Source organism: Bailinhaonella thermotolerans (assembly GCF_003594875.1).
Classification (GTDB): Bacteria; Actinomycetota; Actinomycetes; order Streptosporangiales; family Streptosporangiaceae; genus Bailinhaonella; species Bailinhaonella thermotolerans.
Map to the genome: position 1 here is coordinate 38711 of NZ_QZEY01000001.1, position 24148 is coordinate 62858.

At 74.5% G+C, this 24148-nt stretch carries 24 protein-coding genes and 1 pseudogene; 12 read left to right on the forward strand and 13 right to left on the reverse strand.

What is annotated here, in order from left to right; genetic code table 11:
• Positions 1-26: 26 nt before the first annotated feature.
• Positions 27-1172 (forward strand): serine hydrolase domain-containing protein, encoded by a 1146-nt coding sequence (locus D5H75_RS00165; protein WP_119924259.1) that lies wholly within the window; start codon positions 27-29, stop codon positions 1170-1172.
• A 38-nt stretch (positions 1173-1210) separates the two neighbouring features.
• A complete protein-coding gene (locus tag D5H75_RS00170) occupies positions 1211-2389 on the forward strand; it encodes a serine hydrolase domain-containing protein (protein WP_119924260.1) in 1179 nt (392 codons plus the stop codon).
• Positions 2390-2573: 184 nt separating this feature from the next.
• Here D5H75_RS00170 and D5H75_RS00175 read toward each other — a convergent pair whose 3' ends face one another.
• Both D5H75_RS00175 and D5H75_RS00180 read right to left on the reverse strand, forming a co-directional pair.
• Positions 2574-3626: a winged helix DNA-binding domain-containing protein gene (locus D5H75_RS00175; protein ID WP_119924261.1), complete on the reverse strand. Its 1053-nt coding sequence runs from the start codon at positions 3624-3626 to the stop codon at positions 2574-2576.
• Positions 3623-4570 (reverse strand): MDR family NADP-dependent oxidoreductase, encoded by a 948-nt coding sequence (locus D5H75_RS00180; protein ID WP_242453912.1) that lies wholly within the window; start codon positions 4568-4570, stop codon positions 3623-3625. Before D5H75_RS00180 ends, D5H75_RS00175 begins: the two co-directional genes overlap by 4 nt.
• Between D5H75_RS00180 and D5H75_RS00185 the strand changes: the two are divergent.
• Positions 4541-5512, forward strand: a pseudogene (locus D5H75_RS00185) (helix-turn-helix transcriptional regulator). The gene D5H75_RS00180 and the pseudogene D5H75_RS00185 overlap by 30 nt on opposite strands.
• Before the next feature lie 250 nt (positions 5513-5762).
• Here the strand turns inward: D5H75_RS00185 and D5H75_RS00190 are convergent.
• Positions 5763-6536 (reverse strand): TSUP family transporter, encoded by a 774-nt coding sequence (locus tag D5H75_RS00190; protein ID WP_340137741.1) that lies wholly within the window; start codon positions 6534-6536, stop codon positions 5763-5765.
• A gap of 237 nt (positions 6537-6773) precedes the next feature.
• Between D5H75_RS00190 and D5H75_RS00195 the strand changes: the two genes are divergently transcribed.
• Both D5H75_RS00195 and D5H75_RS00205 read left to right on the forward strand, forming a co-directional pair.
• Positions 6774-7133: a hypothetical protein gene (locus D5H75_RS00195; protein ID WP_147425022.1), complete on the forward strand. Its 360-nt coding sequence runs from the start codon at positions 6774-6776 to the stop codon at positions 7131-7133.
• A 380-nt stretch (positions 7134-7513) separates the two neighbouring features.
• Positions 7514-7741, forward strand: a complete 228-nt coding sequence (locus D5H75_RS00205; RefSeq protein ID WP_119924265.1) for a hypothetical protein — start codon at positions 7514-7516, stop codon at positions 7739-7741.
• A 123-nt stretch (positions 7742-7864) separates the two neighbouring features.
• Here D5H75_RS00205 and argG read toward each other — a convergent pair whose 3' ends face one another.
• Positions 7865-9307 carry an argininosuccinate synthase gene (gene argG, locus D5H75_RS00210; RefSeq protein ID WP_119924266.1) on the reverse strand — a complete coding sequence of 481 codons (1443 nt, stop codon included), beginning with the start codon at positions 9305-9307 and terminating at the stop codon, positions 7865-7867.
• Positions 9308-9529: 222 nt separating this feature from the next.
• Here argG and D5H75_RS00215 point away from each other — a divergent pair, with 222 nt between their 5' ends.
• Both D5H75_RS00215 and D5H75_RS00220 read left to right on the forward strand, forming a co-directional pair.
• Positions 9530-10162, forward strand: coding sequence for a HEAT repeat domain-containing protein (locus D5H75_RS00215; protein WP_242453913.1), 633 nt, complete (start codon positions 9530-9532; stop codon positions 10160-10162).
• 93 nt (positions 10163-10255) lie between these two features.
• Entirely contained in the window at positions 10256-11266 is a 1011-nt protein-coding gene (locus D5H75_RS00220) for a MerR family transcriptional regulator (RefSeq protein WP_119924268.1), read from the forward strand.
• An 89-nt stretch (positions 11267-11355) separates the two neighbouring features.
• On the opposite strand, the gene D5H75_RS00225 is transcribed toward D5H75_RS00220, so the two are convergent.
• Positions 11356-12117 (reverse strand): alpha/beta fold hydrolase, encoded by a 762-nt coding sequence (locus D5H75_RS00225; RefSeq protein WP_119924269.1) that lies wholly within the window; start codon positions 12115-12117, stop codon positions 11356-11358.
• Positions 12118-12194: 77 nt separating this feature from the next.
• On the opposite strand from D5H75_RS00225, the gene D5H75_RS43910 reads away from it, so the two are divergent.
• The 3 genes from D5H75_RS43910 (at position 12195) to D5H75_RS00240 (ending at position 15220) form a co-directional block, all read left to right on the forward strand.
• Positions 12195-12836: a PadR family transcriptional regulator gene (locus D5H75_RS43910; RefSeq protein WP_119924270.1), complete on the forward strand. Its 642-nt coding sequence runs from the start codon at positions 12195-12197 to the stop codon at positions 12834-12836.
• A 103-nt stretch (positions 12837-12939) separates the two neighbouring features.
• Positions 12940-14538 (forward strand): sensor histidine kinase, encoded by a 1599-nt coding sequence (locus D5H75_RS43915; protein ID WP_202637679.1) that lies wholly within the window; start codon positions 12940-12942, stop codon positions 14536-14538.
• A 22-nt stretch (positions 14539-14560) separates the two neighbouring features.
• Positions 14561-15220: a response regulator gene (locus tag D5H75_RS00240; RefSeq protein ID WP_119924272.1), complete on the forward strand. Its 660-nt coding sequence runs from the start codon at positions 14561-14563 to the stop codon at positions 15218-15220.
• Between the two features lie 36 nt (positions 15221-15256).
• Here D5H75_RS00240 and D5H75_RS00245 read toward each other — a convergent pair whose 3' ends face one another.
• A complete protein-coding gene (locus D5H75_RS00245) occupies positions 15257-16054 on the reverse strand; it encodes an ABC-2 transporter permease (protein WP_202637680.1) in 798 nt (265 codons plus the stop codon).
• A 68-nt stretch (positions 16055-16122) separates the two neighbouring features.
• Positions 16123-17070 (reverse strand): ABC transporter ATP-binding protein, encoded by a 948-nt coding sequence (locus D5H75_RS00250; protein WP_119924274.1) that lies wholly within the window; start codon positions 17068-17070, stop codon positions 16123-16125.
• A 330-nt stretch (positions 17071-17400) separates the two neighbouring features.
• Between D5H75_RS00250 and D5H75_RS00255 the strand changes: the two genes are divergently transcribed.
• The gene (locus D5H75_RS00255; protein WP_119924275.1) at positions 17401-18471 is read left to right on the forward strand and encodes a tyrosine-type recombinase/integrase; all 1071 of its coding nucleotides are present in this window, start codon (positions 17401-17403) and stop codon (positions 18469-18471) included.
• A 227-nt stretch (positions 18472-18698) separates the two neighbouring features.
• On the opposite strand, the gene D5H75_RS00260 is transcribed toward D5H75_RS00255, so the two are convergent.
• The 4 genes from D5H75_RS00260 to D5H75_RS00275 all read right to left on the reverse strand — a co-directional run bounded on the left by D5H75_RS00260 (position 18699) and on the right by D5H75_RS00275 (position 22178).
• On the reverse strand, positions 18699-19364 hold the full coding sequence (locus D5H75_RS00260) for a response regulator (RefSeq protein WP_119924276.1): 666 nt from the start codon (positions 19362-19364) through the stop codon (positions 18699-18701).
• Positions 19361-20476, reverse strand: coding sequence for a sensor histidine kinase (locus tag D5H75_RS00265; RefSeq protein ID WP_242453914.1), 1116 nt, complete (start codon positions 20474-20476; stop codon positions 19361-19363). The genes D5H75_RS00260 and D5H75_RS00265 overlap by 4 nt, the downstream gene beginning before the upstream one ends.
• A gap of 29 nt (positions 20477-20505) precedes the next feature.
• Positions 20506-21321 carry a hypothetical protein gene (locus tag D5H75_RS00270; RefSeq protein ID WP_202637681.1) on the reverse strand — a complete coding sequence of 272 codons (816 nt, stop codon included), beginning with the start codon at positions 21319-21321 and terminating at the stop codon, positions 20506-20508.
• A gap of 119 nt (positions 21322-21440) precedes the next feature.
• The gene (locus D5H75_RS00275) at positions 21441-22178 is read right to left on the reverse strand and encodes a GNAT family N-acetyltransferase (RefSeq protein ID WP_119924278.1); all 738 of its coding nucleotides are present in this window, start codon (positions 22176-22178) and stop codon (positions 21441-21443) included.
• Positions 22179-22245: 67 nt separating this feature from the next.
• Between D5H75_RS00275 and D5H75_RS00280 the strand changes: the two genes are divergently transcribed.
• On the forward strand, positions 22246-22656 hold the full coding sequence (locus D5H75_RS00280; protein WP_119924279.1) for an ASCH domain-containing protein: 411 nt from the start codon (positions 22246-22248) through the stop codon (positions 22654-22656).
• Positions 22657-22708: 52 nt separating this feature from the next.
• Here D5H75_RS00280 and D5H75_RS00285 read toward each other — a convergent pair whose 3' ends face one another.
• A complete protein-coding gene (locus D5H75_RS00285) occupies positions 22709-23320 on the reverse strand; it encodes a GyrI-like domain-containing protein (RefSeq protein ID WP_119924280.1) in 612 nt (203 codons plus the stop codon).
• Complete coding sequence (locus tag D5H75_RS00290; protein ID WP_119924281.1) at positions 23317-24090, reverse strand: MerR family transcriptional regulator; 774 nt, start codon at positions 24088-24090, stop codon at positions 23317-23319. The genes D5H75_RS00285 and D5H75_RS00290 overlap by 4 nt, the downstream gene beginning before the upstream one ends.
• Positions 24091-24148 lie beyond the last annotated feature (58 nt).

A 24148-nucleotide genomic window follows, 5' to 3' on the forward strand; every position in this document is an offset into this window, starting at 1 on the left:
GCAACCACGACCCGGAAGGCACCGCGATGACAACCAAGGACGACGTGCGGCAGGTACTCCACCGATCCCTGGCCGAGATCGGCATCCCCGGCATCGCCGCCGAGATCAAGGACGGCGACCACACCTGGTTCACCACCGCCGGCGTGGCCGACCTCCACACCGGAGCCCCCCGCGTGCCCGGCGAACACTTCCACGCAGGCAGCAGCGGCAAGGCCTTCACCGCCGCCACCCTCCTGGCCCTGGAGGCCGAAGGCCACCTCCGCCTCGACGACACCGTCAACGCCCACCTGCCCGGCGTACTCGACGTCAACGGCTACGACGGCGACACCATCACCATCAGGCACCTGCTCAGCAACACCAGCGGCCTGTTCCCCACCGGCCTGGCCCCCGAGATCGGCCACCGCTACGCCACCCGCTCCGGATTCGACAAGCACCGCTTCGACACCTTCACCACCGACGAACTCCTGCGCGTGGCCGTCTCCCAGCCTCCCGTCGGCGCCCCCGGCGAACGCTTCGAGTACGCCAACGGCGGCTTCTACATCGCCGGCGCCATCATCGAGAAGATCACCGGCAACAGCTACGCCGACGAGGTCCACCGCCGCGTCATCCAGCCCCTCGGCCTGACCCACACCCACGTACGCCCCACCACCGAGACCGGATACCCCACCCCGCACCCGCGCGGCTACTCCCACCAGTTCCTCAAGGACGGCACCGACCCGGCCTCGGTCACCCCCGAGAACTGGCAATCGCTCCTGGAAGAGCCCGGCCTGCCGCCCCTGGACGTCACCGAGTTCAACTCCTCCCTGGGCCACGCCGCCGGCAACGTCGTCTCCACCACCACCGACATGCTCCGCTTCTTCACCGCCCTGACCACCGGCGCCCTCCTGCCCCCCGCACAGCACCGCCAGATGTGGACCACCGTCTCCACCGAAGGCGGCCACTGGATCCCGCGCTCCCGCTACGGACTGGGCGTGTTCGAACTCGACCCGCAGGCCACCGGCGGCGCGATCCTGCGCGGCCTGGGCGGCAGCTTCTGGGGCTCCTACGTCTTCACGGTCGGCACCCCCGACGGCCGCCACGCCATCGCCGTCCACACCAACACCGAGTGGAAGACCTGGGACCTCATGTTCAACCTCATCGAAGCCGAGTTCGGCATCACCGTGCGCGCCTGAGCACCCCGTACCTCCCACACCGAGAAAGGCGACCACCCATGACCCGAACCCTCCGCGCCACCGCCGGCCTGCTGGCCACGGCCGCCGCCCTGACCCTCAACGCCCCCGCCGCGAACGCCGACCGCCAGGCCGGCCCCCGCCCCGGCCACGCCCCGCTCCAGCGCGTCCTCGACCAGGCCGTGGCCGACGGCATGCCCGGCGCCATCGCCCACGTCCGCGACGCCCGCGGGTCCTGGTTCGGCACGGCGGGCGTGGCCGACACCACCACCGGCCGCAAGCGCCGCCAGCAGGACCACTTCCGCGCCGGCAGCACCACCAAGACCTTCATCGCGGTCGTGCTGCTGCAACTGGCCGCCGAACGCCGGCTCAGCCTCGACGACACCGTGGACGAATGGCTGCCCGGCGTCGTCCGCGGCAACGGCCACGACGGCACCAAGATCACCATCCGGCAGCTCCTCAACCAGACCAGCGGCATCTTCCCCTACACCTCCGACGCCGACATGGCGGTCAAGCAGTGGACCCCCGCCTTCCTCCAGAGCCGCTACGACAGCTACCGCCCCGGCGACCTGGTCAAGATCGCCATGCGCAACCCGCCCTCCTTCGCCCCCGGCAAGGGCTGGGGCTACTCCAACACCAACTACACCCTCGCCGGCATGATCATCGAAAAGGTCACCGGCCGCTCCTACGCCCAGGAGATCACCCGGCGCCTCATCCGCCCCCTCGGCCTGACCCAGACCCACCTTCCCGGCGAACACACCACGCTGCCCCGCCCCCACGCACGGCACTACATCAAACTCCCGCTGGGCGACCCCGCCGCCAAGACCTACGACCTCACCGACATGAACCCCTCCTGGGCCGGAGCCGCCGGCGGCATCATCTCCACCACCGGCGACCTCCACACCTTCTACCGCGCCCTGCTCAGCGGCCGCCTGCTGCCACCCGCCCAGCACCAGCAGATGTTCACCACCGTCTCCACCCAGGGCGTCCCCTGGATCGACAACACCGCCTACGGCCTCGGCGTCTTCGCCCAGAAACTCTCCTGCGGCGTCACCGTCTGGGGCAACGGCGGCCGCATCCACGGCTCCTGGACGTACGCCATGGGCAGCCGCGACGGAGAACACCTGGTCGTCACCAACCTCAACGGAGACTGGGGCAACCCCATCAGCACCCTCACCAAGCAGATGGAAGCCGAGATGTGCCCCACCGGCACCCCCTGACCACCCACCCCCCATCCGGCCTCGCGAGGGCGAGGCCGGATGACCCCCGCGAACCACCCCACCCCCGGCCGCAGACCCGCCACCCGCGCACCGGGGGAGCGGCCGGGGCAGCACTCCTGACCACCCACCCCCCACCCAGCGGCCCGGAACCCAGCACGGTCGGGCCACGCACCGCTCTCCCTGGTCAGCGGTGCGACAGGAACGGCAGCAACCGACCGATCTCGTGGTCGACCTCCTGCCGTTCGGCCGCCGGCAAAGGCCCGAACAGCGCCAGCCGTACCTCGCCCCCAGCAAAGGACCAGGTGCCCCGGACATGACCGTCGACGAGCAACGTCGGCAGAACTCTGGCCCGCCCGGGGAAGACCCCCTTACGGTCCGCCTCGGCGATGAGGCGGCCGCGATCGGCGTGACCCAGCAGAACGTTGTCGTAGGCGGGCAGCAGCCGCACCGGGGCGGGGGTATCAGGACCGGGAAGCGGGGCGTCGGGCAGATCGAACAGGCGCTGGCCGTCAGGACCGGTGTAACGGCGCAGATCGGCACCCATCTCCGAGATGACCTGATCAAGCCGGGTCAACCCGCACCACGCCTGGACGTCCGCCACCGTGGCAGGACCGAACGCGGCCAGGTAACGCAGAATCAGCTCACGGAGCGCGCCAGGCCGAACGGCGTCGGTCGCGGCGGCCGTGACGGTGACCCCCGCGCGGGTGCCCCAGCCGCCCCAGGACGCGGTGGCCGGATCGTGGATGAGCGGGCTGCGCAGCTCGACCTCACCGGCCAGGACCCGGCCATCGCACCCCGGATGGAGGGCCGCGAGGCGCCTGGCGAGGTCCCTCCGGGGCAGCGGCCCGGCACGCAGGAGGCCGCGCCCCTCGGCGACCAGGGTCTCGGCGTCGAGCCCGGCGTTGTCACGCCGGAAATGAGCCGAGCCGGCGATGCGGTCCAGCACGGGCTGCAGCACCGGCCGCAGCCGACGAAAGTCATCGGCCGCGGTGAGATGCATCGTGCCGCGCAGGAAACCGGAACGCACCACCCGCCCCTGGACGAGAAGGACGGTGAGATCGGCGTGGGTGAAGCCGCGGATCCGGCTCCACAGGCCGACATAGGGCCAGTTCGGCTCCTGCGCCTGCATACCGACCAGGTGACCGACCACCTCCAGAGCCGCCAGACCGGTCCGCTCCAGCAAGAACTGCCGCTGGAGCAGAGCCCGGTTGAGCATCCGGCGGGACAGAACGGTCATGCCAGCCGTACCGACACGTTACCCCGGTAGTCGCCACGCAGCATGGCCAGGAACGCACCAGGCACACCGTCGATGCCGGTCCCGACCACCGTGCGCGGGTAGACGAAGCGCCCCTGGCCGAGCGCGGCGCGGAAGTGGCGATGCCAGGCGGCCACCTGATCGGGGGTGTGGTGACAAGAGAACGGCATCAGCTCGACCCCCCGGGCCAGCGCGGCCTCCCGATCGGGCTCGGGGAAACGATCCGCGGCACCGCCGAGCTGCGTGGACAGCGAGCCGCACAGGGCGAACCTGGCACCCGGCGCGGCGGCTTCGAGCGCGGCGTCGTACAGCGCGCCGCCCACGGTGTCGAAGAAGACGGTGACGCCCTCCGGGGCCAGCTCCCTCAGCGCGGCGACCGGGTCGCGGTGATAGTCGAAGGCGGCGTCGAAGCCGAGCTCGTTCACGAGGTAGTCGGCCTTCGCCTGGCTGCCCGCACTGCCGATCACTTTCGCGGCGCCCAGGTTGCGGGCGATCTGCCCGGCCAGTGAGCCGACACCGCCGGCCGCACCGGAGACGAACACCACATCCCCCTCGCCGACCTTGGCCACATCGGCCATGCCGTAGTAGGCGGTCGGGCCCTGGCCCAGATAGTAACTGGGGTCGGGATAGGCGTCCGGATCCAGCTTGACGTACGAGGCGGCCGGTCCCGCCGAATGCGTGCTCCAGCCCGTCATCGACTGCACCAGGTCACCCTCCCGCAGGTCGGGACTGGCCGAGCTCAGCACGGTGCCGATCGCCATGACGCCCACCCGCTGACCGGGCCGCCAGGCCGGGATCGGCAGGTGGCAATCGGCACGCATCAGTTCAAGGTAGGTGGCGGCCAGGCCCAGGTAGTCGGTACGGACCACGACCTCGCCCTCGATCGGACCCTCACGCTGCTGTCGTTGCTGCAGACACACCGCCACTGGCCCGGCGTGGACCTGGCCGCACGTCTCGGGGTGTCGGAACGCACGCTGCGCCGGGACGTCGACCGCCTGCGCGAGCTGGGATACCCGGTCCACGCCTCCCGAGGCACCGACGGCGGCTATCAATTGCAGCCCGGGGCCGTGCTGCCCCCGCTGCTCCTGGACGACGAGGAAGGCGTCGCGCTGGCCGTCGGCATGGGAGACGCGGCGCAGAGCGGCATCGCCGGGCTCGACGAGGCAGCGGTGCGCGCGCTGACCAAGGTGGTGCGGGTCCTGCCGCCCCGGCTGCGCGCCAGAGTGAACGCCCTGCGCGCGATGACCGTCTCCGTGGCCTCCTCCGGGCCGGTCATCCCGGCGGAGGTGCTGACGATGATCGCCCAGGCGTGCCGGGACCAGGAACGGCTGCGCTTCCACTACACCACCCGCGCCGGCGCCCAGACAGAACGCGAGGCCGAACCCCACCGCCTCGTCGCGCTCGGGGGCCGGTAGTATCTGGTGGCCTACGACCTGACCAGACACGACTGGCGCAGCTTCCGCCTCGATCGGCTGGCCCGGCCACGCAACACCGGCGCGCCCTTCCTGCCCCGGCCACTGCCCGGCGGGGACGCCGCCGCGTTCGTCCGCACCGCGACCCGGGCCCCGACCGCTCACACCGTCGTCGTGCTGGTCCACGCAGCCGCGGAGCGGGTGCGACCGATAGTCGGCCAATGGGGCGAGATCGAACCGGCCGGCCCCCATCGCTGCCGGCTGACGATGGTCTCCACCAGCCTGGACTGGCCCACGCAAGCGCTGGGCAATCTCGGGGCCGAATTCGAGGTGCTCCAGCCACCGGAATTCGCCGATCACCTGAGGGACTGGGGCGCTCGTTTCCTCCGCGCCGCCGGCAGATCGGCAGGCCCTGCCGGTCCCGCACTCCCGGACGCGCCCCCGGGCGTGGGTTGATCCGCCACTCGTGCGGCATGGCGGGACTGGAAGGTGCCCCGGCAGACCACCGGCGTGGCGCCCGATGCCCCAAAACCGGACATCAGTGCATTAATCGCCGCCGATCTGCGCCGCAGAGGGGATCGGACGGCGCGTCGGCCCGGGGGAGGGGAGCGCAGGGGTGGGCCGCCGGGCGGGCGGGCGCCGCCGTACGGCGGGGCGGGGGAGAGGGGAGGGCGGGGCGGGGGAGAGGGGAGGGCGGGCGCGGGGCTCAGGCGAGGTAGTCGACGCTCAGCTTGACGGTCAGGGCGGCGATCACGCACAGCAGGGTCGCCCTGATGAAACCGGCCCCGCGGCGCAGTGCCGTACGGGTGCCCAGGCGGGCGCCGAGCGTGTTGCAGACGGCCATGCCCAGGCCCAGCAGCCAGAAGACCTCGCCGTGGAGCGCGTACGTGATCAGCGCCCCCAGGTTGGCGCCGACATTGATGATCTTCGCGGTGGCGGACGAGGTGAGGAAGTCCAGGCCGCGCAGGCCGGTCAGCACCATGAGGATGAGAGCCCCCGTGCCCGGCCCCGCCAGCCCGTTGTAGAACGGCAGCACCACCCCGGCGAGCACGACCGCCGACACCGTGGCCGCCGCGGACCGGGGGAGCGGCCGCTTGCGCAGCCCGAGACGCGGGCGCAGCACGACCAGCAGCGCCACCGCCAGCAGGGTGGCCATCACCAGCGGGCGGAACGCCGACGCCGGCACCCGCGACGCCGCGACCGCCCCGGCCGCCGACAGGGCGATCGCCAGCAGTCCCGCCGGCACCGCCAGGCGCGCGTCCACCCGCAGCCGCCGCGCGAAGGCGGCCGCCGACGCCGTGGTCCCGGCGATCGACGACAGCTTGTCGGTCGCCAGCACCGCGGTGGGCGGGGCCGAGGGCATCGCCAGCAGCAGGGCGGGCAACTGCACCAGCCCGCCGCCGCCGACGACCGCGTCCACCCACCCCGCCACCAGCGCCACGACAAGCAACATCACGATGAGCTCGGTCGGCACCTTCACGTCCCCCGTCGTGATCCCCGCCCCGCGGATCACGGTGACACTGCCGCGTTGGCCCGCCGTTGTGCCGCCGTTGGGGGAGCCCGCCAACCCGGCCTACTTGACATAATGCTCCTTATCGAACATTCCCGGAGCATCTGGAGAGGGGGCTATATCGGGGTGAATCGCTCTCTGGACCGGGAACGCCGGGACCGGATGCGTACGATGAGGCGGTCGCCGGCCCCGGGTTTGAGGAGGATGATGTCCGAACTCACCGGCGCGGGTCCGTCGGCCGGCTGGGAATCCGATCGGGAAGATCTTCGGGCGCGCGTGCGGGAACGCGACGTCGCCGAGCGATTCGGCCTGGTCCATCAGCGCCTGGACGCCATCGACGAGCTCACGCAGCTCAAGCTCGACCTGCTGCGAGACGACCAGAGAACGCTCACCGCCCGGCTCGACCGGCTTGACGCCAAGGTGGATCGCCTGGGCGGCAAGCCGGATCGGCTCGACGGCAAGCTGGATGGGCTGCTCGGCGAGTCGGAGTCACGCGTGGAGGCTCGATTCGCGGAGACGGGCGGAAAGCTCGACGAGGTTCTCGCGCTCCTCCGCGACCGGGCTTGACCGCTCGGACCTGCGAAGAACGAGTGAAACCAGACAGAAGGTGGATTCTGTCTGGTTTTAGGATGTTCATCCGATTCGACCGATAGCGGGCAGATTTCTCGGCTGTCCCGCCTCTTCACCCGCCGTCCCCCGTCAGGCCGCGCCCGATCCTCGGCGCGGTGCTCTGGCGATCGCGGCTGGTCAGCGCGCACACAGGGGTTTGGGTCCGGGCCCGCTCCTCGTCCGCGCGTGCCTCAACGAAGCACTCCCCTCCCCTGGCCCTGCGGCCGGCCCCGCCGCCCGCAGGGCCGGGGACCGCGCGCATTCCAGCCGCCCCTCTCCCCTATCTCCGCAGGTCAGAGCCCATCCCCGAATCCACGCGACCAGCCCCCAAGTGCCCGGTGTTCGGCAACGCCGACGCGGCGTGGGAGGCCCTGCGCAACTGGGTGATCAACCTGAACAGGGAACTGGCGGGCAGCGGGGTGTACGCCGCGTGTGTGGTGCTCAACGTGTGGGTCGGCGGGGGTGGACCGGACGGCGCCCCGGCGGCGGCGCCCGAGCGGATCGCGCCGCTGTGCTGGGAGGTGTGCGAGTACCGGGACCGGGCCGAGGTCGTCTTCGGTGCCTGACCGGCCGCCCGCCCGTGGACGGGTGCGCGTCGCGAGCCGGTCGCCTCTCCCCCGGCTCGTGCCGTACGGCGGGCGGGCGCCGTACGGCACGAGCGGCGGGTGGGGTGCTCTCCTGGGGCGGGGTCAGTCGGTGCCGGATTCCATGGCGGCGTAGTCGAGGAGTTCGTCGTCGGCGGCGGGGGCCTGGCCGCGGGAGGCGATGGCTTCGGCGCCGCCTTCGGGGAGGGCGCCGAGGAGGCCGGCGGCGGGGGCGGCGACGAGGCTGGGGTGGTCGCCGCCGAGCATGCCGAGCCCGGCGTACTGCTCCAGCTTGGCGCGGGAGTCGGCGATGTCGAGGTTGCGCATGGTGAGCTGGCCGATGCGGTCGACGGGGCCGAAGGCGGAGTCCTCGGTGCGCTCCATGGAGAGCTTGTCGGGGTGGTAGCTGAAGGCCGGGCCGGTGGTGTCGAGGATGGAGTAGTCCTCGCCGCGGCGCAGGCGCAGGGTGACCTCGCCGGTGACGGCGGTGCCGACCCAGCGCTGGAGGGATTCGCGGAGCATGAGGGACTGGGGCTCCAGCCAGCGGCCCTCGTAGAGCAGGCGGCCCAGGCGGCGGCCCTCGGTGTGGTAGGCGGCGAGGGTGTCCTCGTTGTGGATGGCGTTGACGAGGCGTTCGTAGGCGGCGTGGAGCAGGGCCATGCCGGGGGCCTCGTAGATGCCGCGGCTCTTGGCCTCGATGATGCGGTTCTCGATCTGGTCGGACATGCCCAGGCCGTGGCGGCCGCCGATGGCGTTGGCCTCCAGGACGAGGTCGACGGGGGTGGCGAACTCCTTGCCGTTGATGGTCACGGGGCGGCCGCGTTCGAAGCCGATGGTGACGTCTTCGGGGAGGATCTCGACCTCGGGGTCCCAGAAGCGGACGCCCATGATGGGTTCGACGATCTCGATGCCGGTGTCGAGGTGTTCCAGGGATTTGGCCTCGTGGGTGGCGCCCCAGATGTTGGCGTCGGTGGAGTAGGCCTTCTCGGTGCTGTCGCGGTACGGCAGGCCGTGGGCGATGAGCCACTGGGACATCTCGGTGCGGCCGCCGAGTTCGCCGACGAAGCCGGCGTCGAGCCAGGGCTTGTAGATGCGCAGGGAGGGGTTGGCGAGCAGGCCGTACCGGTAGAAGCGCTCGATGTCGTTGCCCTTGAAGGTGGAGCCGTCGCCCCAGATCTGGACGTCGTCTTCGAGCATGGCGCGGACGAGGAGGGTGCCGGTCACGGCGCGGCCGAGGGGGGTGGTGTTGAAGTAGGCGCGGCCGCCGGAGCGGATGTGGAAGGCGCCGCAGGCGAGGGCGGCCAGGCCCTCCTCGACGAGGGCGGCGCGGCAGTCGACCAGGCGGGCGACCTCGGCGCCGTAGGCGGTGGCGCGGCCGGGGACCGAGGCGATGTCGGGTTCGTCGTATTGGCCGAGGTCGGCGGTGTAGGCGCACGGGATGGCGCCTTTCTCGCGCATCCACGCGACCGCGACCGAGGTGTCGAGGCCGCCGGAGAAGGCGATGCCGACACGTTCACCGACTGGGAGTGAGGAGAGCACCTTGGACACAAGATAAGTTATACATCGCTCTGCATGGACATGCAATCCCCGGGGTCGGCGTGGCGTCCCCTCCCCCGTCGCCGGACCGGCCGCGCTCCCCACCCCGCGGGGCGCGGGGTGGTGGCTGGGCCGGTGGGGGGTTTGACCTTGACACTGTGGCAAGGTCTTGACTGGGGCCAGGAGGTGGTTCCGGTGGCGTTGCCGGGTGCTGAGAGGGATCTGTCGGGGGCCTTGCGGGGGCTGGAGAGCGCGGAGGTGTCGGTGCGGCTGCGGGCGGCGATGGCGGCCGGGACGGACCCGGATCCGCGGCTGGTGGGCGCGCTGATCGAGCGGTGCGCGGTCGAGCCGGAGTTCTTCGTGCGGGACATGCTGACGTGGGCGCTCATCCGCCATCCGGCGGCGCTGACGGTTCCGGCGTTGATCGCCGAGCTGGCTTCGGAGCGGGCGCAGGCGCGCAGTCAGGCGTTGCACACGTTGTCCAAGGTCGGGGATCGGCGGGTGTGGCCGGCGATCACGCGGGCGCTGCTGACCGACGCCGCCGATGACGAGGTGGCGCGGAGCGCGTGGCGGACGGCGGTGGCGTTCGTGCCCGAGGGTGAGGAGCCGGGGCTGGCGGAGGTGCTGGCGACGCAGTTCGGGCGCGGGGGGCCTGAGACGCGGCTGAGCCTGAGCCGGGCGCTGGTGGCGCTGGGTGAGGTGATCGTGCCGGTGCTGCGGGCGGCGATGGAGGGGCCTGACGCGCAGGTGCGGCAGCACGCGGCCGCCACCGAGCGGTTGCTGCGGGATCCGGAGGCGGGGTTCGAGTTCGCGATGGAGGAGGCCAAGCGGGTCGTGGCGCTGGGCGGGATGGGCCGGGAGGGGTGAGGGGCCGGTGCCGTTCGATGCCGGCCCCGGGCGATCGGGGGGTTGGTCGGATGCCGATCGATGCTGGTCGGATGCTGATCGGTCGCTGTTCGCGTGCTGATCGGTGAGGTGGCGCGGCGTTCGGGGGTCAGTGCCCGGATGCTGCGGCATTACGAGTCGCTGGGCCTGGTGCGGCCGACGGGCCGTACCGGGGCGGGCTACCGGGAGTACTCCGAGGAGGACATCCGGCGGATCTTCCATGTCGAGAGCCTGCGGTCGCTGGGGTTGTCGCTGCGTGAGGTGGCGCGGGCGCTGGATGATCCGGGTTTCGCGCCCGCGGAGCTGGTCGCGGATCTGATCGCGCGGACGCGGGAGCGCATCGCGGCCGAGATGGAGTTGCTGGCGCGGCTGCGGCGGATCGGCGCGGCGGAGCCGGCGGGCTGGGAGGAGGTGCTCAAGGCCGTCGAGCTGCTGCAGGCGCTGGGGTCGGACAGCGCCGGGCGGCGGCAGCGTGCGGTGCTGTCCTCGGCGGCGGAGGTGCCGGCGGGGGTTCCGGCGGAGGCGCTGGCCGAGGCGGCGCTGGGTGAGGCGGATCCGCATGTGGCCGGGGCCCTGCGGTGGGCTCTGGCGCGTTCGGACGGGGCCGGGCTCGGGCTGCTGGCGCGGGGGCTGGAGGCGCCGGAGGCCGAGGTGCGCGAGCGCGCGGTGCGGGCCATCGCCGAGATCCCGGGGGCGGAGACGGCCGCGCTGCTGCGGGGGGCCCTGGCCCATGCCGATGCGCGGGTGCGGGGGCGGGCGGCGCTGGTGCTGGGGGCGCGCGGGGTGGCCGAGGCGGTGCCGGTGCTGATCGACATGGTCGTGGAGGGGATGAACGACACCGACGCGGCCGACGCGCTGGGCGTGCTGGCGGGTGATCCGGGGGTGGCGGAGCGGATCACCGCCGGGCTGGCCGGCCGCCTGGCCGCCGGCGCGGGCGGCGTGGCGGGCCGGCGGCGGGTGGCGCAGGCGCTGGCGGAGGTCCCGGGTGAGGCGGCGGAGCGGGTTTTGGCGGATCTGTCGCGGGACGAGGATCGCGCGGTGGCGCTCACGGCGGCCTATGTCCTGCGGCTGCGCGCCGGGGGGTGAGGCGCTCCCCCGGTGTGGTCCCCGCCGCCGGGGCCGTACGGCGGGCGCGGCGCGTGCGGCGGGCGCCGGGGCCGTACGGCGTGGCGTGGTCAGGTGAGGGCGGCGGCGGTGGCCTCGACGAAGGCGGCGGGGTTGTCGAGCATGAGGTTGTGGCCGGCGGCGGGGATGGGGACGAGGCGGACGCCGGCGGCTCGCAGGGTGTCGGCGCCGGAGACGGTGTCGGTGGCGGGGTGGAGGAAGGTGCGGGGGATGTCGAGGTCCAGGAGCATCTGGCGCATGGTGGGGGTGGTGGCGCGGGCGAGGTGGACGGCGCTGCGGTAGAGGGCTTCGGGTCCGGCCAGGCGCATGGTGGACCACCAGTGGGGGCCGACGTGGGCGGCGGTCTCGCGGTGGCCGTGGGACAGGAACTGTTCTTCGGTGTAGGCGGCGATGCGGCTGCTTCCGGGGCGGGGCGGGCCGGGGACGGGGTCGAGGTTGGCGTCGGCCAGGACCAGGCGGGTGATGAGGCCGGGGTGGCGGTGGGCGGCGACGATGGCGATGGCGCCGCCCATGCTGTGGGCGATCATCTGGGCGCCGGTGGCGTGGGCGGCGGTGAGGGCTTCGGCGAGGGCGTCGGCGTGGTCTTCCAGGGTGTAGGCGAAGGCGGTGGGGCGGTCGGACAGGCCGAAGCCGAGCAGGTCGATGAGCAGGGAGCGGTGGCCGGCCAGGCGGGGGTGGGTGGCGATGTGGGTGTAGTAGGGGGCGGACATGGCGCCCAGGCCGTGGACGTAGACGCGGGCGGGGTCGTGTCCGGGCAGTTCGATCCAGCGCATGCGGGCTCCCCCGGCGATGCTGATCGGTGTGTCCTTCATGGCCTCTCCTTCGCCGCGGCCGGGCTAGTATTGCGGAGGCAATATACATCGGATCCGATATAGGGGCGGGTGGGCGGATGCTGGAGCTGGCGATCCTGGGATTCCTGCACGAGCGGCCCCTGCACGGCTACGACCTGCGCCGCCGGGTGGCCGCGCTGACCGGGCACGTGCGGCCCATCGCCGACGGCACGCTCTACCCGGCGATCAAGCGGATGGAGACGGCGGGCTGGCTGACGCGGCGGACCGAGCCCGGGCACGCCGCCGCGCCGCGGCACGTGCTGCGCCTGACCGACGCGGGCCGCGCGGAGCTGATGCGGCGCCTGGCCGACCCGGGGGAGCTGGACATCAGTGATGAGAACCGGTGGTTCACGCTGCTGGCGTTCCTGCGTCACCTGGCCGATCCGGTACGGCAGGCGGCGGTGCTGCGGCGGCGGGCGGAGTTCCTGGCGCGGCCGAGCAGCTTCTTCTACGCCGAGGACGGGCGGCCGCGGCGGGCGGAGGAGTTCGACGACCCGTTCCGGTCGGGGCTGCTGGCGATCGCGCGGGCGACCAGCCGGGCGGAGACGCGGTGGCTGCGGGCGACCCTGGCCGAGCTGGACGCCGCGGCGCGCGAGGCCGGCGAGGTCGTCCCGCCGGCCGTCCCTCCGGCCGTCCCTCCGGCCGTCCCGCCGGGCGGCGGGGCGGAGGGGGCGGGCGGGGCTGCCGCCCGCCCGGAATAGGTGGCGTGCCCGGTATGGGGTGGGCCGGAATCCGGTGAAACCGGGTCTCCTTCGGCGGGTGGAGCCGTTGGCGGGGGTGGCCGCGGGTCGATAGCGTCGGGCCGTGGACGGATGGCGACTGCTGCGCGGTGGGTCGGCGGCCGGGCGTTTGCTCCACGATGGGGCGCTGTGGGCGCTTTTGGCGTTGCCGCCGGTGATCTGGGCGGCCGACGCCGGCGTCGGCGGGCGGCTGTGGCCGGACCTGGTGTTCCCCCTGGGGGCGCTGGCCGGGGCGGTGGGGATGCGGCGCCGTCTGCCGTTGCCCGCGCTGGCCGTGTGCGCGGCGCTGAGCGGGCTGGATCCGCTCAGCCCGGTCGACCGCTACACGCCGGCGGTGGCGGTGATGGGCTTCCTCGCCGGCCGGCGGGTGCCCGGCGCGGCGCGTGCGCTGGGCTGGATGAGCGGGGTGGTGGCGCTGGCGGTCCTGGCGGGGCTGCCGTTCGGCCGGCCGGAGCGGACGCTCGCCTATGACGCGCTGGTCCTGCCGCTGGTCACGGTCGTGCCGTGGTTGATGGGCCGGTATCTGGTGCAGCGCCGGGAGCTGCTGCTGGCCGGGTGGGAGCGGGCCGACCGGCTCGAGCGTGAGCAGCGACTGGTGGCCGAGCGCGCCCGGCTGCTGGAGCGCGCGCGGATCGCCCGGGACATGCACGACGGCCTGGGCCACGAGCTGAGCCTGATCGCGCTCATGGCCGGCAACCTGCAGGTCTCGGCGGAGCTGGACGAGCGTCACCGCGCGGTGGCCGCGCATCTGCGGGCCGCGGCGAGCGCGGCCACCCAGAGCCTGCAGGACATCATCGGGTTGCTGCGCGCCGGGGAGCAGGAGGAGTCCGCGGTCTCCCAGACGGTCGAGGAGGTGGTGCGGCGCGCCGCCGAGTCCGGTCTGGACGTGCGGCTCACGGTCGCGGGTGAGGGCGCGGGGGTCCCCCACATGGTGCGGCGGGCGGCCTTCCGCGTGGTTCAGGAGTCGGTGACGAACGCGGCCAAGCACGCCCCGGGCGCGCCGGTGCGGGTGCGGGTGACCTATGGCGAGGATGAGACCGAGGTCCGCGTGACCAACGGCCCGGCTCCGGGCGGCGAGCCGTACGCCCCGGACCCGTACGCCCTGGACGCGGGCGGGGCGGGCCGGGGCGGGGGTCATGGGCTGGCGGGGCTGGGCGAGCGGGCGCGGCTGCTCGGCGGCTCCGTACGGTATGGGCCGCGTGAGGGCGGGTTCGAGGTGGCCGCGCGGCTGCCGCACCGTGCCGGGCCGGGGCCGCTGGCGCCCGCGCCGGCGCCGCCGGGGGCGGTGGCGGGGCGGAGCGGGCGGGTGCTGCGGCGGGCGCGCGGGGGGTTCGTGCTGGCCTTCGGCCTGCCGCTGGGGGTGGCGGTGCTGCTGGGGATGGGGGCCGCGGGCTACCTGTATCAGACGCAGTCGTCGGTGCTGCGGCCGGAGGTGTTCCAGAGCCTGGTGGTGGGGCAGCCGCGGGCGCAGGTGGCCGCGCGGTTGCCGGTGAACTTCTTCGATGACAGTCCGAGCCCGATCGCGGAGGGTCCGCCGCCGGCGGGGGCGAGCTGTGCCTATTACGTGTCGACCGGGGATCTGTTCGTGCGGCCCGCGGTCTACCGGTTGTGTTTCGGCGGGGGCGCGCTGGTGGCCAAGGACGCCTACCCGCCCGCCGACTGAGAGCTGAGGGGGTGCCGGCAGCGTGGCCCGTGTGGTGATCGCCGATGACGAGTATCTGGTGCGTGCCGGGGTGCGGGGGATCTTGGCGTCGGATCCGCGGATCGAGGTGGTGGCCGAGGCCGAGGACGGGCGGCAGGCGGTGGAGGTGGTGCGGTCCCATGTCCCGGACGTGGTCCTGCTGGACATCCAGATGCCGGGGCTGGACGGGCTGCGGGTGGCCGGGGAACTGCACCGCCTGGCGGTGCCGACCAGGGTGATGATGCTGACCACCTTCTCCCAGGACGACTACGTGGCCCGGGCGTTGTCGTCGGGGGCGGCGGGGTTCCTGCTGAAGTCGGGGGATCCGCAGGAGCTGCTGTCGGCGGTGCACGCGGTGGCCGGTGGGGCGGCGTACCTGTCCCCGGCGATCGTCGCGCGGCTGATCACGCGGCTGGGGCCGGAGCGGCTGGCGCGGGGCATGGCGGCGCGGGAGCGGGTGGCAGGGCTCAGCGAGCGCGAGCGGCAGGTGCTCGCGCTCGTGGGCGCCGGCCTGGCGAACGCGGAGATCGCCAGGCGGCTCTACGTGGTGGAGGGGACGGTCAAGACGTACGTGCGGGGGATCTTCCAGCGGCTCGGGGTGCGGAACCGGGTCCAGGCGGCGATCCTGGCCTATGAGGCGGGCCTGGTCGACCCCGAGCGTTAGCCCCGGCCGGCCGGGTGGCCGGGTTGCCGGTGGGGGTCAGGTGATGTCGCGGCGTTTGAGCCACAGGTGGGCGGCCAGGGCCGACAGCAGGGTCCAGCCCAGGACGATGAGTCCCGACAGCGGGCGGCCGTGGCCGCCGCCGTTCATCATGGCCGCGCCCGCGTCTCCGGGCAGGTATTCGGCGACCTGGGCCAGGTTCACGGCGGGCAGCATGATGGGGAAGATCAGCAGGATGACGAAGAGCACCGCGATCGCGCCGGCCGCGCCGCGCATCAGCACGCCCAGGCCGAGCGCGAACACCGCCAGCAGCGGCAGGTAGAGGGCGATGCCCAGGACGGTGTCGTAGGCGTCGTCGGTGGAGTAGGAGTCGCCGTACTCCCCCAGGCCGACGATGCTCAGCCCGAGGGCGCCGGCGCCGAGCACCAGGCCGAACACCAGCATGACCGGGGCGAGCACGAGGATCTTGGCCAGGAGCACGCGGCCGCGGTCGGGGACCCAGACCAGGGTGGAGCGGATGGTGCCGGTGGAGTACTCGGAGGTGATGGTGAGCACGCCGAGCACGGCCACGCACCACTGGACCAGGTATCCGATGGCCTGGGCGGCCACGAAGGGGGCCGAGGTGGTGAACGCCTCGGGGACGCCCTGGGCGTGCTGGGAGCGGGTGGAGACGGCGGCGATGGTGACGCCGCCGATCATGAGGGCGACGCCGGAGGCGAGGGTCCACCAGGTGGACTGCACCGACCAGAACTTCACCCATTCGGATCTGACCGCGCCCGTCAGTCCGCCGTCGCCCGGCCTGGGCGGGCCGAGCCGCCGCGGGGTCCTCACCGTCATCGCCTGCCCGCTCCTCGTCCGCCCTGCCTGGCCTGCTTGTCCTGTCTGTCCTGTCCTTGTCTGTCCCGTCATCGCCCGCCCTCGGCCTTCGCGTCGTGGCCGGCGTGCGCGCGCCTGCCGTACTCCAGGCTGTCCTCGGTCAGGCCGAGGTAGGCCTCTTCCAGCGAGGCGTCCATCGGCCACAGTTCGTGCAGGCGCAGGCCCAGGTTGAAGGCCAGGTCGCCGATCGTGGCCGCGGTCACGCCCTCGGTGATCAGGGTGCCGTCGCCCTCGCGGCGCACCGTGACGCCGGCGGCGGACAGGCGGGCGGCCAGCGCGTCCAGCCGGCCGGTCTCGGGGCTGCCCACCTTGACCCGGCGGGCGCTGCCGGCGATCAGCGTGTCGATCGGGGCGTCGGCCAGCAGCCGGCCCCTGCCGATGATCACGAGGTGGTCGGCGGTCTGCTGCATCTCGCTCATCAGGTGGCTGGAGACGAACACCGTGCGCCCTTCGGCGGCCAGGGCCCGCATCAGCTCGCGGACCCAGCGGACCCCGTCGGGGTCGAGCCCGTTGACCGGCTCGTCCAGGATCAGGATCTCGGGGTCGCCGAGCAGCGCGCCGGCGATGCCCAGCCGCTGGCCCATCCCCAGCGAGTACGCGCCCGCCCGTTTGCCGGCCGCCTCGGTCAGTCCGACCAGGGCGAGCATCTCCTCGACCCGTTTGTCGCCGATCCCGTGGGTGCGGGCCATCGCGCGCAGGTGGGCGCGCGCGCTGCGTCCCGGGTGCACCGCCCTGGCCTCCAGCAGCGCCCCGACCCGGCGTACGGGGTGGCGCAGGTCGGTGTAGCGCCTGCCGCCGATCAGCGCGGTGCCGGAGGTGGGGGTGTCCAGTCCGAGGATCATGCGGATGGTCGTCGACTTGCCCGCGCCGTTGGGGCCGAGGAACCCGGTGACCTTGCCGGGTTCGATGGTCACGGTGAGCGCGTCGACGGCGGTCTTGCCGCCGTAGCGTTTGGTCAGAGCGTCAAGGGTGATCACGAAGCCTCCGGGGCGTCCGTTCCGTCATCGCTACGGACGGTAATGACGGGCGGCCGGGGCCGGCCTCCCCCCATCGGCACCGGCCTCCTCTACCTTTCGGCCAAACTCCGACACCTCCCGACATACAGGGCGTCCGTTCCTGTCGCGTGGTGAGGGGGCGACGGCGGGCCGGAGGGGTTCGGCGACGCGGTCGGAGTCGCACTGGCCGAAGACCGCCGACCGCGGCCCTGACCGCCCTGACCACCGCCCTGGTTCCTTTCCCCTCCGGTGCGCGGGCGCTCATCGCCCGGGGCGCCGGGAACTGTCGGGGGTGATCGGTAGCCTTCGGGCATGCGTCCCGCCGAGCTGAACCGCATCACCGTCGCCGACGCCGTCGCCCGCTACGTCGAGCTGCTGCGCGCCCGGGTGCTGACCGGGGCGATCGCGGCCAGCACCGCCGAGGTCTACGCGCGCGACATGGCCACCTTCGCCGCCTTCGCCGGGCCCGGCCGGGTGCTGGACGACCTGACCGGGGAGGACGTCGACGCGGTGCTGCTGGCCTTCGCCCGCAAACCGGACGAACGGCGGCGCGAGGCCGCCCCCGCCCCCGCCGGGCGGCCCGTGCAGAGCGCGGCCTCGCAGGCGCGGTTCCGCCGCTCGGTCTCGGCCATGTTCAAGCACGCGACGCTGGCCGGATGGGTGCAGGTCAACCCCATGACCACCGCCGTGGTGGTGCCCCGCCAGCGCGGCGGGCTGCGGCCCGAGCGGCGGGCCCTGACGATGGAGCAGGCGCGCGGCGTGATCGAGGCGGCCGAGCACCTGGCCACCTCTCCCCCCTCCGACCAGCCCGGCCCCGGCGGCCGGCGCCGCCGCCGCGACCAGCGGACCGAGCTGCGCGACGCGCTGGTGGTGCTGCTGCTGACCACCGTCGGCGCACGGGTCTCCGAGCTCACCCGCGCCAACGTCGAGGACTTCCACACCGACCGCGGCGTGCGCTACTGGCGGATCTTCGGCAAGGGCGGCCGCACCCGCGACGTCCCCCTGCCCGCCGGCGTCGCCCAGGTGCTCGACCTGTACCTGCAGACCTCACGCCGCGAGCTGCTGGCCAACGGCGACGGGGCCGGCGGCAAGGCGCTGCTGCTGTCGTGGCGGGGCCGCCGCCTGGCCCGGCAGGACGTGCAGGCCGTCATCGACCGCGTCCAGCGCCACGTCGACCCCGCCAACCGGCGCGAGGTCACCCCGCACGGTCTGCGCCACACCGTGGCCACGCACCTGCTGGCCGACCACACCGACATGGACGCCGTCCGCCGCGTGCTGGGCCACCAGGACCTGTCGACCCTGGGCCACTACCGCGACCAGCTCCCCGGCGAGCTGGAGGCCGCCATGAACGCCCACCCCCTCCTGCGCCTCCCCCGCCCCTGACCCCCGCCCCGGCCCGGGATGCGACCAGGTGGGGTGCGACCAGGTGGGGTGCGACCAGGTGGGGTACGACCAGGTGGGGTGCGCGCCCGCGATCCCGGGAACGGCCGCCGCAGGCCGTGCCGGCCGGGACCGGGGCGGCGCGGCCGTCGCGTCCGCACGCGTTGGCCTCCGCCGTACGGCTCGCGCCAGCATCGTCCGCGCACGGTCCGGAGCGCCCGGGGGCCCGGTCAGGGCTCGGGCGACGGGGGCAGGGGGCCGGCGTCGCGGACCAGGAGGGCGACCTGGACCCGGTTGGTGAGGCCGAGCTTGGCCAGCGAGCGGCTCACGTGGGCCTTGACGGCGGTCTGGGTCATGCGCAGCTCGCGGGCGATGTCGGCGTTGGCCAGCCCGCGGGCCACCGCCCGCACGACCTGGAGCTCGCGCGCGGTGAGGGCGGCCAGGCGGCGGCCCGCCGCGGGGTCGCCGGGCGGCCCGCCGGCGGCGAAGGCGTCGATCACGCGCCGCGTCACCGTCGGGGCCAGGACGGCGCCGCCGCCGGCGACCGCGCGGACGGCGGAGATCAGCTCACGCGGGGCGGTGTCCTTCAGCAGATACCCGGCGGCGCGCTCGCGCAGCGCGGCGTGGACGTGCTCGTCGAGGCCGAAGGTGGTGAGCATGAGGACCGGCGGCGGGTCCGGGGCGCGGTTGATCCGCGCGAGCGCGGCCACGCCGTCCATCCGGGGCATGCGCACGTCCATGAGCACCACGTGCGGCCGGTGGCGCGCGACGGCGGCCACGGCCTGGGCGCCGTCCCCGGCCTCGGCGGCCACCTCGATGTCGCCTGCCGCCCGCAGGATCATGCGCAGCCCGGCCCGCACCAGCGCCTCGTCGTCGGCGATGAGCACGGAGATCATGCCGGGAACCTGGCCTGGACCGTGAACCCCCCGCCGGGCATGGGACCGGCGGCGAACTCGCCGCCGAGCAGGGCCACCCGCTCGCGCAGCCCCACCAGCCCCGTCCCGGCCCCGAACCCAGCCCCGGGACCGGGACGGCCGGGCGGTGGCGGGGCGTTGGTGACCGTGACCTCCAGGGCGGCCGGCAGCCGGCGCAGCGCCACCCGCGCGCGGACCGGCCCGGCGTGCTTGTGGATGTTGGTCAGCGCCTCCTGGACCACCCGGTAGGCGGCGTGCTGCACCATCACCGGCAGATCCCCGCCCGGGCCTTCGTCCCGGCGCTCGAGGCGGACCCCGGCGGCGCGGGACTGCTCGAGCAGGTCCTCCAGGTCGGCCAGGGTGGGCTGGGGCCGGTGCGGCTCCCCGTCCCGGGGGCCCAGCACCTCCAGGACGGCGCGGAGCTGGGTGAGGGCCTCCTTGCCGGTGGCGCGGATCAGCTCCGCCTCGGCCGCCGTGGCCGGATCCGCCGCGTTGATCTCCAGCGCGCCGGCGCGCAGCACCATCAGGGAGACCCGGTGGGCGAGCACGTCGTGCATGTCCCGGGCGATGCGGGCGCGCTCCTGGGCACGCGCCCGCCCGGCCAGGGCGGCCTGCTCCCGTTCCAGCCGCTCGGCGCGCTCGCGCAGCCCCGCCACCACCTGACGGCGGGCACCGGCCCACAGCCCCAGCGCCAGCGGCAGCCAGACCAGCAGGGGCGCGCCGCCCAGCGCCGAGGCCAGCTCCACCCCCGGGCGGGGCAGCGCGGCCAGCACGCTCGCCGCCGCGGCGTAGGCGGCCAGGCGGGCGGGGCGGGGGAAGGCGGCGGCCGCCAGGTAGGAGGTCACGGCCAGCAGCGGCCCGGGCCCGCGCCAGAGCGCGTCGGTGGCCGTCAGCGCCAGCAGCGGCCAGAGGCGGACGGGCGCCAGGCGGGCCGCGGCCGCCCCGGCCACGCCGAACGCCACGGCCAGGAGAAGACCCGGCACCCCGCCGGGCGCCAGCAGACCGTGCCCGGGCCACAGCCCCGGCAGCACCCCCGCGCCCAGCGCCGCGGCCGCGGGCGCCCACGGCCCCAGCCGCTCCCATGATCCCCGCACCCGCGCCAGCATAGGCCGCCCCGCCCGCCTCACCAGCTCAGGACCCGGCGCCACCGCCGTACGGCGGGCCGCGCGGCACCCGGCGCGGCGGGTGCCGCGGGGATGGCGCCGCGCAGGACGGCGACGCCCAGCGGCACGAGCACCAGGCCCAGGGCGGCGGAGGAGGCCACCCCGTCGAACGGGCCGCTCTCCTTCAGCACCCCGGTCCACAGCGTCCCCGACCACAGGAACAGCAGCAGCCGCCCCGTCCCGAACACCCCCGCCCGCGCCGCGGCCACCCCCAGCAGGAGCCAGCCCAGGTACAGGCCGAACGCGGCGGTGATGGGGACCCGCCATGGCCCGTAGGAGATCTCCACGTACCCGTCCATGACGAGCCGCGTGGCCTGCTCCAGGCCCAGCCGGTCCACCAGGTGGAAGGCGGTGTGGTCCACCCCCGCCCAGTACAGCCGGGAGAACAGGCCCACCGTGGCGAGCACGCCCCCCAGCGCGGCGATCCGGGAGCCCCGCGCGCGGGTCAGGCCGGCCAGGGCGAGCAGGGCCGGGCAGAGCAGGATCGCCCCGGCGGCGAAGCACGCATATCCGGCCGTGACCAGGGCCGGGTCGGCGGCGTAGGCGGCGAGCTGGGCGGGCGCGGCGAACGGCTGCGCGGCGAACCCGGCCCGCTGGGCGGGGGTGAACAGGTCCGGGCGGGCGGCCAGGTGGCGCAGGAGCAGCCCGGCGGACCACACCAGGGGCGCCGCCACGAGGGCGGCTCCCCCGATCAGGCGCCCGGGGAACCAGCCGGCCGGTCCGGCCGGGGTCGCGCGGGGGCCGCCGGGCACGGCGGCCGAAACGGTGGATGTCATGGGTCCCAGCCTCGGCCGCCGGGCCGTCCGGCCGCATCGGCCGCAGGTCGCGGCCGGACGTCTCTTTGGTGACATCCGCGCCACCGCGCCGGGCCCGGCCAGGTACGGCGGCCGCGCGGTCAGGGCGCGAGCTTGGCGGCGGCCACGGGATGGCGGGACAGGCCCAGGCGGGCGTACAGGGCGATGGCGCGGGGGTTGTCGTCGTCGACCAGCAGGGCGGCGCGGCCGTGGGCGGCCACCAGGTCGGCCAGGACGAACCCGAACACCGCGGCGGCGTACCCCCGGCCGCGGGCGCGGGGCGCGGTGGCGACGCCGGCGATGAACCCCGTGCCGGGCGCGCTCCAGGCGTCGGCGGTCACCGCCGCCAGCCGCCCCTGGCCGTCCTCGGCCCCGGCCCACCGGCGCACGCCGCTCACGCCGGGGCGGGCGTAGGAGGCGGGGAACGCCTGCGCCAGCAGTTCCTTGACGCGCACCTCCTCGGCCGGCTCCAGCCAGCGCACGTCGTGCTCAGCGGCCTGGCGGGGCGGGGCGGCGGCGGTGCGCATGAGGGAGAACTGGGCGGCGAAGCGCAGTCCCGGCACCCGCTCGGGCAGGGCGCGGATCAGGCCCGCCTCGCCGATCGGGCGATAGGTCGGGCCCATCTCGGTCAGCGCGTGCCGGACCAGCGGCGCGGCGTCCCGGACCGGGCCGCGCACGGCCAGCCGGTCCCGGCACGAGACATCGGGGCAGGCGACCGCGACGGCGTCGCCGTGGGCGAAGGCGCGCACCCCCGGGCGCATGCCCTGCGCGACCCACATGACCAGGATGTCGTCGCCGCACGCGGCGCGCACCTCCCCCAGGTAGGACAATTCACGCATTCCGCCAGTGTGCCATCGCTCCCGCCCGGCACTCCCGCACCCCCCGCCGAGGTTTAGGGTGTCCGGAATGGACGACCTTCCGGTGTTCGACCTCGGCGCCCCGGGCCCCATGCGCGACCGCCTCGCCGCCGCCGTCGCCTCCGGCGCCAAACGCGCCACCTCCAGCCTGCGCGTCTTCTACGACATGGACGCCGAGCCCCTCCCCCGCACCGGGACCCGCCACGCCCTGTGCGACACCGCCGGCACCCGCCTGGGCACCATCCAGATCACCCGCGTCGAACTCCTGCCCCTGGGCGAGGTCGGCGACGAGATCGCCCGCGCCGAAGGAGAGGGCTTCGCCGACGCGGCCGCCTGGCGCGCCGCCCACGAGGACTTCTGGTCCGCCTACCTCCCCGACATCCGCGCCCACCTCGGCGACCCCGCCTGGACCCCGGACGACACCACCGAGGTCGTCATCGAACACTTCCGCCTCCTCTGACCCCGCCCCGCCCCGCCCGCGTCCCGGCGGGGCGGGGTCAGGCGGGGCGGGGTCAGGCCGGGCGGACGGGCTGGCGCAGGATCGTGCGCAGCGCCGCCGGATCCGCCCGCGGATCCACCCCCGACAGGTAGATCTCATGGTGGAGCCCGTTCGGCACCAGCCCCAGGTCCCGCATCGCCGCGTCCATCAGCGCCAGCGACCGGTGCTCCTCGGCGAAGGACCCGCGATGCGTCATCTGCACGCACCGCCCCTCGGCGAACGTCACCCACTGCACCCGGTCCACCGCCGCCCCCGAGCCGCGCGCCTCCTCCCGCGCCCCATCGGCCGCCCCCGCCGCGAGGCCGTCCGGCATCCGCAGGAACAGATGCCAGCGCCACAGCTCACGCGGCACCTCCAGCGCAGGCCGGGAGTCCTCGGCCCACCACCGGCCCTCCAGCGGCGGCAGCGCGAACCCCGCCCGCCCCGCCAGCGCCCCCGCCACCGCGTACAGCGCGCCCAGGCACTCGCCGTACACGACCCCGCCAGGCTCACCCTGCCCGGTCACCGCCAGCCCGCTCACCGGGCCGAACTCCACCACCTCCGGGACGTCCGCCGCGCGATACCAGTCCCCCGCCCCGGCCGCCGGGCCCGGCGTCGGCCCGCTGGCCATGGCCGCCTCGCTCATGTCTCCTCCTCCACTTGGATCATCACGTGCGTGGTGAGCCGCTCGGCCGGGGTCGTCGCCGGATCGGACACGTACACCTCGCGCATCTGCCCGCGCGGGGTCAGCCCGTGGTCGCCGCACCAGGCCAGCACCGCGTGCGCGGTCAGCGGCACCTGGTCGTACGGCCCGCTGTGCACCGCCGTGGCGAACAGCCCGCCCGGCAGCACCTCCTCGGCCGGCAGATCCCCGGCCGGGGCCGCCAGCATGACCGGCACCAGGTCCCCCAGATCCAGCGGGAACACCCCGACCAGCGGCGCCGTCCCGGCCATCCGCGCCGCCAGCCGGCCCGCGCAGGCGGCGGCCCCGGCCCCGATCCGCGCCGGCGGCACGGCGTCCCGCTCGACCAGCGCCCGCAGCGCCGTCTCCCGCACCAGCCGCACCTCCGGGGCGGGCAGCCCCTCGGCCAGCACCCGGTCCAGCGCCGCCAGGGAGCGGCGGCGGCGGGCCAGGTCCTCCTCCATGCGCGCGCGGACCTTCTCCAGCTCGCCGGGCCGGCCCGCCAGCACCTCGCCGATCGCCGCCAGCGGCACCTCCAGCGACCGCAGCAGCCCGATCGCCAGCGCCTCGCGGGCCTGCCCGCGCCGGTAGTACCGGTAGCCGCTGTCGGGGTCCACCCGGGCCGGCGGCAGCAGCCCCAGCTCGTCGTAGTGCCGCAACTGCTTGACGCTCAACCGGCACAACCGGGCGAACCGCCCGATCGACACGAGTTCCTCATCCACGCGCTCAAGCATGGACGCTCCCACCATGGGAGAGTCCAACCCCCCGGCCCAGCCCCCATCCCAACCCCCG